Below are 12,368 nucleotides of genomic sequence, written 5' to 3' on the forward strand. Positions count from 1 at the left end.
TCCTGTCGGTAGCTTTCTTCTCACAAGGTATATTATCCCTTATTTTTCTGATACAGTTTTTAATTCCTCTAATAATTCTTCTACGTAATGTTGTGCACTTTGCGCTGCAATACTACCGTCACCTGTTGCAGTTACAATTTGACGAAGCATTTTTTCACGAACATCACCAGCTGCGAAAATACCAGGGATTTTCGTTTCCATACGCTCGTTCGTTTCAAGGTAACCATTTTCATTTGTAATACCTAGTTCAACAAATGGTTTTGATAAAGGTAACATACCGATGTATACAAATACGCCGTCAGTTTTGACTTCTTTCTCTTCTCCACTATTTACGTCCACAAGTGTTACACTTCCTACTTTACCACTTGCTTCGTTGATTTCTTTTATAGTGTGATTCCAAATGAAATCTACTTTTTCGTTTTGGAAAGCACGGTCTTGTAAAATTTTCTGTGCACGAAGCGTGTCACGACGGTGAACGATCGTTACTTTTGATGCGAAGCGTGTTAAGAACACACCCTCTTCAACAGCAGAATCTCCGCCACCAATTACGATAAGCTCTTTTCCTTTAAAGAATGCTCCGTCACATACTGCACAATATGATACACCGCGGCCGCCAAGTTCTGTTTCACCCGGTACACCAATTTTTTTATACTCTGCACCGCTTGCAACGATAATTGCACGTGCTTTATATTCTTTTTTACCAGCAATAATTGTTTTGTATTCTTTACCATCGATGACTTTTTTCACATCACCGTATGCATATTCAGCACCAAATTTCTTCGCATGCTCAAACATTTTATTTGATAAATCTGGTCCTAAAATAGACTCATAACCTGGGTAGTTTTCTACATCTTCCGTGTTTGCCATTTGGCCACCTGGAATACCTCGCTCAAGCATTAATGTGCTTAAATTTGCACGAGATGTATATACTGCAGCTGTCATACCAGCTGGTCCTGCACCAATAATAACGACATCATAAATTTTTTCTTCTGACACACTATTCACTCCTATCCATTCCTACACAATTAAGTTACCCTCATTATACTGTTAGCATCATTTTTTTCCCAATGATTTGCTTATCTTATGTGTGCGTACGCTTAACAGCTTGCACATACTTTCGGACAGTCGCTACAGATACATTATATACATCTTCAAGCTCCGACTGTGTCATTTTATTTCCTTGTTCGCCGCGTACAATGTATTCAATCGCAGCTGACCAGCCGTACACATTTGTAAATATGTCTCCAGATGTATATAAACGTATGAACGTACAAAACCAAAAGTGTAAACACTCTTCGATTAATTCATCATCTTTTTTCGTATAATTGTATAATGCATCCGCAATTCTCGCGCACTGCTCAAATTGCTGTAAATCAGCTGGAATACTCTTATGACTATTAAGTAAAAAGAAGTACTTTGCAAGTTGCGATACGATGGGAACACCGTTCTTCGCTTGCGTTATATCAAAGAAGAATCCAACCTTCTCCGGCGTTGACAATTCATTCATTAAATATAAAGCTAGCATTTGTTCTTCTAGCGTCGCACTTTGCTGAAATGATTTTCGTAATTCTTCAAATAACACATTTTGCCCTTCATCTGCTAAATTCAGCGCATTCCACGGTTCTTTTCCCTTTTTATCAGGATGTAATTCCACGACATATTGCCACATTTTTTCAGCTAGTTGCTGGTCTTTCACCATATACGCAGAATATGCAAACCAATAATAAAAACTAACGTCTCCCTCATATCCTTGACGCTTTAATAGTTTGAACCACTTATATGCATGCTCGAAATAACCAATTGTTGCGAGTGTAGTTCCCAGTTTCAAACGATGTTCAAATGAAATCGGATATACCGAAACTAGCTGTCCCGCTAATGCCTCTACTTGTTTATGCTCTCCAATTGAATATAGAAAAATAAGCGTATTACAAAGCGCATGTATATTACCAGGGTTTTTCTCTAAAATCATTTCTGTTAACTTCAGTGCTTTGTCTACATTACCAGATTGAAAATGTGCAATGGCTAAATTATTATGACCTGACCAAAATTCCGGATAATCTTTCGTAACAATTTCTAATGTAGCAATTGCTTCTTCCAATTGTCCATTACGAATATAGCGATTCGCTTCTTCCTGCATAACAATTAAATCATCTTCATCTTCAATCTCTTCCGCACCCATTGCTTCTTCTTCCATAATCTCAAGAAGTTCTAATGTATCTTCTACGAATTCCTTCTCTTTTGCAACTTCTAAATAACGATCTGCATATTTCTTCGCCTGTTGAAATAACCCCATATATGCATAATTATTTGCAATAAAATAATAGCACTGTTCAAGTTCTGGATTAGATCTAACTAACTTTAAGAAGATTTGATTCGATTCTTGATATTCACCAGCCTCAGATAATACTGATGCTAATTGACATAAAATAAACGGCTCCTTCTCACTTTGTGCCGCTCTTCGAAAATATTTAATTGCATCTTGCAATTTTTGTCCTTTGTAAGCTCTCATCCCTTTTTTATAAAAGAAGTCCGCTAATTGATTAAAAGAGATAACTTGTCCGTTCTCCTTATATATCCTTTGATTTTTCCCCATATATCCTCCAGTTTTTTGTTTTCTTCGTTCACACATTCTTCTATCTATAAGTATAAACGATTCCGTAAAAAACAAAACAGTATATTATACTCAATTATTTCCTTTTTATTCATAAAAAAAGAGGAGAAATGTTACATTTTCACCATGAACCTTCTCTTGCGGTCATTTGCTCTTTCGTATAAATAATACGCATTGGATTTCCACCTACGAAAGCACCGCTCGGTACATCTCTATGAACAAGTGTGCCAGCTGAGACAGTCGCACCGTCTCCAATGTTCACACCTGGTAATATTGTTACATTCGCTCCAATCATTACTTCATTTCCAATGACGATTTCGCCAAGTCGATATTCACGAATTAAATATTCATGTGCTAAAAGCGTTGTGTTATAGCCAATAATCGAATTCTCTCCCACAGTTATCTTTTCTGGGAACATAATATCCGGCATTACCATAAGCGCAAATGATGTTTTCTTTCCTACTTTCATCCGTAAAAAAGTGCGGTACAACCAATTTTTTACGGATAAAAATGGCGTGTAACGCGCAATTTGGATAATAATAAAGTTTTTCATTACCTTCCAAAAAGACACTGTTTTATACACATTCCATAACGAATTTTCTCCTGAAACAGGATAGCGCGTTGTCCGTCGCACTTAGCTCGCTCCTCTACTAACTTACTTGGACCTTTATGAACGGTTCATGTTAGACAAAATCGGTAGCAAATCACTCATTTTATCTAGCATAAAGTCCGGCTTGTAAGCCTCTAAATACGCTCTACCTTTCAACGTCCATGAAACCGCAGCTGTTTTCGTCCCCGCATTTTGACCACCGACAATATCATGATGATTATCCCCAACCATCAATGCCTCTTCTGGTTTTGCATCTAATAATTCAAGCGCTTTTTGAAGTGGCTCCGGATGTGGTTTCACATGCTCTACATCATCAATTGTCACGACAACATCAAAAAATTCATCAAGCTTTGACAACTGTAATCCCATCTCAACGGTTTGTCTCGCTTTCGTTGTAACAATACCAACTTTATAACCTTGCTTCTTCAACTCTCGAACTGTTTCATATACAGTTTCATATTCTTCTACTAATTCATCATGATGATCATGGTTAAATTTCCGATAGCTAGTAATCATCTCTTCAACCTTACTTTCATCAATCTTGCTGAAAGTATCATGCAAAGATGGACCGATAAATGGCAACACATCTTCACGCTTATATTGATTTGGATAATATGTATTTAAAGTATGTAAAAACGAAGAAATAATAAGTTCATTTGTATTAATTAAAGTTCCATCTAAATCAAATAACACGGTATTTATTCTCATCGCCTTAGTCCTTTCGCCTTCCTGAATATGAAAGAAGCAGCATCTTATAATAAGATGCTACTTGTCTCTAATTTTCTAAATATCTTTTATCAGCTTGCCCCATTTTTCGTCTCACAATAATGAAAATAATAGAAATAACAACAAGTCCAATTGACATTACTTGTGCAATACGAAGTGGTCCTAGCATTAAACTATCTGTACGTAAGCCTTCTACGAAGAAGCGTCCTACTGAATACCAAATTAAATATGTGAAGAATAACTCCCCGCGACGTAAATTCACTTTTCTTAATGCAAGTAGTAAAATTACGCCTGCAAAATTCCATAATGATTCATATAAAAACGTCGGATGATAGTACACACCCTCAATATACATTTGATTAATAATGAAATCCGGTAAATGAAGACCTTCTAAAAACTGTCTCGTTACTTCATCACCATGCGCCTCTTGGTTCATAAAGTTTCCCCATCGGCCAATTGCTTGTCCTAGTAAAATACTTGGTGCAGCAATATCAGCCAACTTCCAGAAGGAAACCCCGCGGCGCTTCGCAAAAAGAATTCCGGTAATAACAGCTCCGATTAAACCACCATGAATCGCCAAACCGCCTTGACGAATATTAATAATTTGACTCGGATTTTGTGCGTAATATTCCCATTCAAAAATAACATAGTACATTCTCGCAAAAAGAATAGCGATCGGTACTGCAATTAATACAAGGTCAACAAATGTATCTTTTGGAATACCTAGCCTTTCTCCCTCGCGAGTTGCCAGCCAAAGACCTAATAGCACACCTGTACCGATAATAATCCCGTACCAATACACAGGAAACGGCCCAAGTTGGATAGCTACACGGTCAAGCTGTGGTACAGAAGCTAACAGCATATGTATATGACCTCCCTCTCCAAAGTTTACTCCTGATTTCCTAACTCAATTGCACTCATTAATCGTTCAGAGAACTGCTGTGCTGCATTGACTCCCATACGTTTCAAACGGAAGTTCATCGCTGCTACTTCAATAATAACAGCCAAGTTTCGACCAGGACGAACTGGAAGTGTAATCTTCGTAAGTTCTGTATCAATAATTTTCATCTTCTCTTCATCAAGACCTAAGCGATCGTAATTTTTCTTTTGATCCCAAATTTCAAGATTAATAACAAGTGTAATACGCTTATAATTTCGTACTGCCCCTGCACCGAATAACGTCATAACGTTAATAATACCTAGACCGCGAATTTCTAATAAATGCTCGATTAAATCTGGTGAACTTCCGACTAACATATCTTCATCTTCTTGACGAATTTCTACACTATCATCCGCAACAAGACGGTGACCACGCTTTACAAGCTCAAGAGCTGTCTCACTTTTACCAACACCACTTTGACCTGTAATTAAAACACCAACGCCGTAAATATCTACTAACACACCATGAACAGCTGTTGTTGGTGCTAACTTACCTTCTAAATAGTTTGTTAAACGACTTGATAATCTCGTTGTCGTTTGAGAAGAACGTAATAAAGGCATACCTGATTCACGTGATGCTTGTAATAACTCATCTGGTACATCTTGATTACGAGTTACAATAATACATGGCGTCTCCTCAGTACAAAGCGCTTTCATTCTCTCTTGTTTTTGCTCTGACGTTAACGTGTCAAAGAAAGTAAGCTCCGTTTTACCAAGAAGCTGCACACGATCTGCTGGATAGTATGTAAAAAATCCTGCCATTTCAATTCCAGGTCGTGATAAATCACTTGTATCAATTGGACGATGAATACCTTCTTCACCACTGATTAACTCCAATTGAAATTGTTCAATTAAATCTTTTGTCCTTACTTTCGGCATATGTATAAACCTCCACTCCGCTGCGGGTTCAGTCTCGTTTGATGTAAAATTCCATTCTATCGGATATTGTACCATTTTTTTCTGAAAACAAGAAATACGGTTTCTAATAAATAGAAAAAAACATTTCATACGAATAATGAAATGTTTTTCTTTTTGTCACTTTCTCTTTTTTTCATATAGAGGCTCAACAATTGCCTTTTCAATTATCATATTAAAAATTGAAATACAAATTGCCGCAACAATCGCTACACCAAATCCTGATATATTAAAAGCATCTCCTAATAATGAATCTGCTATTTTTAACGTAATCGCATTAATAACAATTAAGAAGAAGCCGAAAGTTACAACAGTAATTGGTAGCGTAATTAAAATTAAAAATGGCTTTACGAACACATTTAAAACCGCCAATATAATACTCGCAATAATTGCAGTTTGTATATTTGCTACGTAAAATGCATCTGGTGCAATCCCTTTTAAAAGTCCCGATACAGCGATTAACACAACGCTATTTACAAGAAGTGATACAATCCATCTCATTTCGTTACACATCCTTTTAAACATATATATTTCATCATACGCTAATAGATAAGAAACGCAAGTATGATACGAACACTTATATCAACTTATTCTATCTTTCATGCTTGTATACCTACTAACATTTCTTAGTAAAATAAGGGCCGCACCATCTATGTTCATGAGTTTTTACAAAAGTCCAAGTGAACTCCTTATCTACAATATAGATATCACCCTTATACATATCGTCCCTCTCACACAATATATCATCCATATGTAACAAACTCGCATCCTTTATTAACAGTACCTCATCACAGTGTTGGTAGAAAATGTAGCAATCCTTTTTCACTTCATTATGAAACGCGTTCTTTGCTTCTTTACCCTCTAAACACTTCTTTTTCTCATAACTAAATATGTGCCAAAGATACCCACATCCATACTTATCTCCATAAAGAAAAATGTCTTCTTTTTCTTCATCACTTAAATGATTTGCAAAGTGATCCTCCCAGCGCTTTCGAAAATATACACCCCAACTTCGAAACTCTCTTACTTTCATATTTTTCTTCCTTAACACCTCTAAAAACTTCATCTTCTCCCCCTATACAATAAAAACCGAGCGTCATTTCCACCCGGTTTTCATCAATAAACTTATTGCGATAATTCTACTTCTTTTATTTTCTCTTTCATTCTTGCTTTATCACGATTTAAAATCTCTTTTAAATATTTACCTGTGTACGAGCGCTCTTCTTTCACTACTTGCTCTGGCGTTCCGGAAGCAACGATTTGTCCACCTTTATCTCCACCCTCTGGTCCAAGGTCAACTATATAATCAGCTGTTTTTATCACATCTAAATTATGTTCAATTACAAGTACCGTCTCACCGCTCTCAACAAGACGTTGCAGCACTTCTAGAAGACGTGCAATATCATGCGCATGCAAACCAGTCGTTGGTTCATCTAAAATGTATAACGTACGTCCTGTAGAACGACGGTGTAATTCAGAGGCTAATTTCACACGCTGTGCTTCCCCACCAGATAATGTTGTTGCTGGTTGACCTAATTTCATATAACCAAGCCCAACGTCTACAAGCGTTTGAAGTTTACGCTTAATTTTTGGGATATTAGCGAAGAACTCTACTCCATCTTCAATTGTCATCCCTAACACTTCAGAAATATTCTTATCTTTATATTTCACTTCTAACGTTTCACGGTTGTAACGTTTACCATGACAAACTTCACACGGAACGTATACGTCTGGTAAGAAGTGCATTTCGATTTTAATAATTCCATCACCACGGCACGCTTCACAACGTCCACCTTTTACATTAAAGCTGAAACGTCCTTTTTGATATCCGCGCACTTTCGCTTCATTCGTTTGTGCAAACACATCACGAATATCATCGAATACACCTGTATACGTCGCTGGATTAGAACGTGGTGTACGACCGATTGGTGATTGATCAATATCAATTACCTTATCTAAATGTTCAAGACCTTTAATCTCTTTATGAGTACCTGGCTTCGCTTTCGCTTTATATAACTTTTGAGCTAGCGATTTATATAGTACTTCATTAATCATCGTACTTTTACCAGAACCAGATACCCCTGTTACCGCTACAAACGTACCAAGCGGGAATGACATTTTCGCATTCTTTAAGTTATTCTCTTTTGCGCCGACAATCTCTACTTTACGTCCATCACCTTTACGTCTTTCAAGTGGAACTGGAATAAACTCTTTACCGCTTAAATACTTCCCTGTTAATGAATTATCATCTTGCATAACTTCAGCCGGCGTCCCTGCTGAAACGACCTGTCCACCGTGAATACCTGCACCAGGCCCTATATCAAGTAAATAGTCAGCAGCCATCATCGTATCTTCATCATGTTCAACAACAATTAACGTATTACCTAAATCGCGCATTTCTTGCAATGTACGAATAAGACGATCGTTATCACGCTGGTGTAAACCAATTGAAGGTTCATCAAGAATATAAAGTACGCCAGTTAGACGAGAACCAATTTGCGTCGCTAAACGAATACGCTGCGCCTCACCACCTGATAAAGTTCCTGCGGCACGACTTAACGTTAAATAATCTAAACCAACGTTCACTAAGAACCCAACGCGCTCCTGAATTTCTCTTAAAATTAAATGAGCTATTTTTTGTTGCTTCTCCGTTAGCTCTACATTCGAGAAGAATTCTTGTACTTCTTGAACTGAATACTTCGTTACGTCAGCAATCGTTTTATTGCCAACAAATACAGCTAAGCTCTCAGGCTTTAAGCGTCCACCTTTACACTTCGGACAAGCTTGTTCTGCCATATACTTTTCCATTTGCTCACGAATGTAATCGGAGCTCGTTTCACGATAACGACGTTCAATGTTTGGAATAACACCTTCAAATAAAATCTCATTTTCCTTTACTTGACCAAATTCATTTACATAGCGGAAATAAACCTTCTCTTCCCCGCTTCCGTACAACACTTTATCAAATAAATCTTTCGGTATATTTTTCACAGGCACATCCATATCAACGCCGTAGTGATTACATACAGATTGTAAAAGTTGCGGGTAATATTGTGAACTTGTCGGTTCCCAAGGTGTAATTGCATGTTCATTTAATGATAAATCCCAGTTCGGGATAACAAGCTCTAAATCTACCTCTAGCTTTGAACCAAGTCCATCACAAGAAGGACATGCTCCGAACGGACTATTGAATGAGAACATACGCGGCTCTAATTCTCCGATTGAAAAACCACAATGCGGACAAGCATGATGTTCACTAAATAGAAGTTCCTCTTCTCCCATTACATCAATTAACACTCGGCCTCCGCCAAGCTTTAATGCACTTTCAAGTGAATCAGCAAGACGGCTTGCGATTCCTTCTTTTACAACAATACGGTCAATTACAACTTCAATGGAATGCTTCTTATTTTTATCTAACGTAATATCTTCAGATACATCAAGCATTTCACCATCAACACGTACACGAACATATCCTTGCTTCTTAATATCTTCAAGTACTTTCACATGTGCACCTTTACGCCCCGACACGATAGGAGCTAACACTTGTAATTTCGTACGTTCAGGATATTCAAGAACACGATCTACCATCTGCTCTACTGTTTGTGATGTAATTTCAATCCCATGATTTGGACAAATTGGCGTACCAATTCGCGCAAATAATAAACGTAAATAATCATAAATCTCCGTTACCGTTCCGACAGTTGAACGCGGATTACGACTCGTCGTTTTTTGATCGATTGAAATCGCTGGTGACAATCCTTCAATCGTGTCCACATCCGGCTTATCCATTTGTCCTAAAAACTGGCGCGCATACGCAGATAACGATTCTACGTATCTGCGCTGCCCTTCTGCATAAATCGTATCAAATGCTAATGATGATTTCCCAGAACCAGACAATCCCGTTACAACGACAAGCTGATTTCTCGGAATGGTTACATCAATATTTTTTAAGTTATGTGCTCTAGCACCTTTTACAACGATAAAATCCTTGCTCTTACTCACTTTTTTCACCCTTCCGCTTTTAATTCTAATAGTAAATCTCTTAGTTCAGCTGCACGCTCGAAGTCTAACGCTTTTGCTGCTTCTTTCATCTCTGCTTCTATCTTCGCAATTGTCTTTTCGCGCTCTTTTTTCGTCATTTTCTTAGAAGGAGTTGCTTCGTATGTTTCTGTCTCTTCAGCAGCTGTCGTTGCACGGATAACATCACGAACGCCTTTTTGAATCGTTTTCGGCGTAATACCATGTTCTTCATTGTAAGCTTCTTGTATACTACGACGACGCTTCGTTTCTTCAATCGCAATTCCCATAGATTTCGTTATACGATCTGCATACATAATAACACGGCCGTTTTCATTACGCGCGGCACGACCGATTGTTTGAATTAATGAACGTTCTGAACGCAAGAACCCTTCCTTATCAGCATCTAAAATAGCTACAAGTGATACTTCCGGAATATCTAATCCTTCTCGTAATAAGTTAATGCCGACAAGTACATCAAATTTACCGAGGCGAAGATCACGGATAATTTCAATACGTTCTAACGTTTTAATTTCAGAGTGAAGATAGTTAACTTTAATCCCTACATCTTTTAAGTAATCCGTTAAATCCTCTGACATTTTCTTCGTTAAAGTCGTAATTAATACACGTTCATTTTTTGCAATGCGATCTTGAATCTCTCCTAATAAATCGTCAATTTGCCCTTCAATTGGTCGTATATCAATTGGCGGATCTAAAAGTCCTGTTGGACGAATAATTTGTTCTATTACTTCTGGTGACTGCTCTAACTCGTACGGTCCTGGCGTTGCTGAAACATAAATAACTTGATTTGTTTTCTCTTCAAACTCATCAAACATAAGCGGTCTATTATCTAGAGCCGATGGCAGACGGAATCCATGATCCACAAGCACTTGTTTACGTGCTTGGTCACCGTTATACATCGCTCTTACTTGCGGTACTGATACGTGCGACTCATCCATAACGATTAAGAAATCTTTCGGGAAATAGTCTAATAACGTATACGGCGTTGCCCCCGCTGGACGAAGTGTTAAATGACGGGAGTAGTTTTCAATACCTGAACAAAAGCCCATCTCGCGCATCATTTCTAAATCATAACGTGTACGTTGCTCTATACGCTGCGCTTCTAACAACTTACCGTTATCGTTTAACTCCTTTAAACGCTCTTCTAATTCTTTTTCGATATTTTCAATAGCGACCTTCATTTTCTCTTCACGTGTAACGAAGTGAGATGCTGGGAAGATTGCTACATGATCACGTTCTGCTAATACTTCACCTGTTAACGCATTTACTTCACGAATACGATCGATTTCATCACCGAAAAATTCAATTCGAATACAATGCTCATCAAGTGATGCCGGGAAGATTTCAACTACATCTCCGCGTACACGGAATGTACCACGCTTGAAATCAATATCATTACGTCCATACTGTACATCAACAAGTTCACGAAGCAATTGATTGCGGTCTTTTTCCATACCAACTCGAAGCGAAACAACTAGCTCGCGGTATTCTTCTGGAGAACCTAAGCCATATATACACGAAACACTCGCAACGATAATTACATCGTCCCGTTCAAATAATGCAGACGTTGCCGAGTGACGCAATTTATCAATTTCATCATTAATCTGCGCATCTTTTTCAATAAACGTATCTGTTTGTGGCACATATGCTTCTGGCTGATAATAATCGTAGTAACTAACAAAATATTCAACTGCATTATTCGGGAAAAAGTCTTTCAACTCACTATACAACTGCCCTGCTAACGTTTTATTATGAGCCATAACAAGTGTTGGCTTTTGCACTTCTTTAATAACATTTGAAATCGTAAATGTCTTACCCGTTCCTGTCGCTCCAAGCAACACTTGCTTTTTCTTTCCACTATTAATTCCCTCTACAAGCTTCTCTATAGCTACCGGCTGATCACCTTGCGGGGAATACGCTGAGACAATTTCAAATTGACGTTCCAAGAAAATCCGACCTCCTCATAAAAATCTGTATTATTATTTTACCACGAATACCTATAAAAAACCTAAAAAAACGAACAGATATTCGGTAAAGTTTTCGACAATATACACATAAAAAAAGGAAGGAGTAAATACCTCCTTCCTCTACTAGTTCTATTTTTTAGATACATATACTAAGTCATATCCATTGCGCCCAGCTTCATTCATACAATCTATTAGCCGATAAGTACTTTCTGATTCGCGCTGCTCTTTAATAATACTTTTACAACTATCTTTATATAACCCTTTATCCTTCCCAGCAAATTTGTCTTTTCTATTATCTGACACATAAAATATATCGTTCCCACTATACTCTAACGTTTGAAAAATCGGATCCCCTTCAAGGGTATACTGTACAATTCTTATTTTATCAACTTCCCTTTGCTCGACATTCAAAACGAACTTTTCAAATTTATCTAGATTGAGAATTCCTGCTCCCTTTACAATGACATCATTCTTCTTATCAATTGTAGTGCTAGATGGTGAACATGCTACTAAACTAAAGAGAAATAGACTTATAAAACTGGTTCTTTTTCCTATTGTCATC

General features: G+C 37.6%; 11 protein-coding genes. All 11 read right to left on the reverse strand.

Annotation, left to right across the window (positions count from 1 at the left end):
• Positions 1–39: 39 nt before the first annotated feature.
• The 11 genes from trxB to ACQGS6_RS00285 all read right to left on the reverse strand — a co-directional run bounded on the left by trxB (position 40) and on the right by ACQGS6_RS00285 (position 12,367).
• Positions 40–996: a thioredoxin-disulfide reductase gene (gene trxB, locus ACQGS6_RS00235; RefSeq protein ID WP_001288079.1), complete on the reverse strand. Its 957-nt coding sequence runs from the start codon at positions 994–996 to the stop codon at positions 40–42.
• Positions 997–1,081: 85 nt separating this feature from the next.
• Positions 1,082–2,593 carry a tetratricopeptide repeat protein gene (locus ACQGS6_RS00240; protein ID WP_426964814.1) on the reverse strand — a complete coding sequence of 504 codons (1,512 nt, stop codon included), beginning with the start codon at positions 2,591–2,593 and terminating at the stop codon, positions 1,082–1,084.
• Between the two features lie 139 nt (positions 2,594–2,732).
• Positions 2,733–3,245 (reverse strand): acyltransferase, encoded by a 513-nt coding sequence (locus tag ACQGS6_RS00245; RefSeq protein WP_001255073.1) that lies wholly within the window; start codon positions 3,243–3,245, stop codon positions 2,733–2,735.
• Positions 3,246–3,278: 33 nt separating this feature from the next.
• Positions 3,279–3,929, reverse strand: a complete 651-nt coding sequence (ppaX, locus tag ACQGS6_RS00250; RefSeq protein WP_002097946.1) for a pyrophosphatase PpaX — start codon at positions 3,927–3,929, stop codon at positions 3,279–3,281.
• Between the two features lie 67 nt (positions 3,930–3,996).
• The gene (gene lgt, locus ACQGS6_RS00255; RefSeq protein ID WP_000922848.1) at positions 3,997–4,809 is read right to left on the reverse strand and encodes a prolipoprotein diacylglyceryl transferase; all 813 of its coding nucleotides are present in this window, start codon (positions 4,807–4,809) and stop codon (positions 3,997–3,999) included.
• Positions 4,810–4,835: 26 nt separating this feature from the next.
• Entirely contained in the window at positions 4,836–5,765 is a 930-nt protein-coding gene (gene hprK, locus ACQGS6_RS00260) for an HPr(Ser) kinase/phosphatase (RefSeq protein ID WP_001127250.1), read from the reverse strand.
• Positions 5,766–5,921: 156 nt separating this feature from the next.
• Positions 5,922–6,302: a phage holin family protein gene (locus tag ACQGS6_RS00265; protein WP_001267308.1), complete on the reverse strand. Its 381-nt coding sequence runs from the start codon at positions 6,300–6,302 to the stop codon at positions 5,922–5,924.
• A 115-nt stretch (positions 6,303–6,417) separates the two neighbouring features.
• On the reverse strand, positions 6,418–6,867 hold the full coding sequence (locus ACQGS6_RS00270) for a DUF4275 family protein (RefSeq protein WP_000670208.1): 450 nt from the start codon (positions 6,865–6,867) through the stop codon (positions 6,418–6,420).
• Between the two features lie 59 nt (positions 6,868–6,926).
• Entirely contained in the window at positions 6,927–9,803 is a 2,877-nt protein-coding gene (gene uvrA / locus ACQGS6_RS00275) for an excinuclease ABC subunit UvrA (protein WP_326318562.1), read from the reverse strand.
• 5 nt (positions 9,804–9,808) lie between these two features.
• Positions 9,809–11,785: an excinuclease ABC subunit B gene (uvrB, locus tag ACQGS6_RS00280; RefSeq protein WP_098940219.1), complete on the reverse strand. Its 1,977-nt coding sequence runs from the start codon at positions 11,783–11,785 to the stop codon at positions 9,809–9,811.
• 150 nt (positions 11,786–11,935) lie between these two features.
• A complete protein-coding gene (locus ACQGS6_RS00285) occupies positions 11,936–12,367 on the reverse strand; it encodes a DUF4362 domain-containing protein (RefSeq protein ID WP_326318561.1) in 432 nt (143 codons plus the stop codon).
• Between the last annotated feature and the right edge of the window lies 1 nt (position 12,368).

The sequence above is a fragment of the Bacillus sp. GMs2/2 genome (genome assembly GCF_050172095.1).
In the GTDB taxonomy this organism is placed as follows: Bacteria; Bacillota; Bacilli; order Bacillales; family Bacillaceae_G; genus Bacillus_A; species Bacillus_A cereus.

Bases quoted from the DNA above. Each gene is read 5' to 3' on its own strand.
- ACQGS6_RS00270 (WP_000670208.1), bottom strand. From the start codon at position 6,867: ATGAAGTTTTTAGAGGTGTTAAGGAAGAAAAATATGAAAGTAAGAGAG.
- ACQGS6_RS00240 (WP_426964814.1), bottom strand. From the start codon at position 2,593: ATGGGGAAAAATCAAAGGATATATAAGGAGAACGGACAAGTTATCTCT.
- hprK (WP_001127250.1), bottom strand. From the start codon at position 5,765: ATGCCGAAAGTAAGGACAAAAGATTTAATTGAACAATTTCAATTGGAG.
- ppaX (WP_002097946.1), bottom strand. From the start codon at position 3,929: ATGAGAATAAATACCGTGTTATTTGATTTAGATGGAACTTTAATTAAT.
- ACQGS6_RS00285 (WP_326318561.1), bottom strand. From the start codon at position 12,367: ATGACAATAGGAAAAAGAACCAGTTTTATAAGTCTATTTCTCTTTAGT.
- ACQGS6_RS00265 (WP_001267308.1), bottom strand. From the start codon at position 6,302: ATGAGATGGATTGTATCACTTCTTGTAAATAGCGTTGTGTTAATCGCT.
- lgt (WP_000922848.1), bottom strand. From the start codon at position 4,809: ATGCTGTTAGCTTCTGTACCACAGCTTGACCGTGTAGCTATCCAACTT.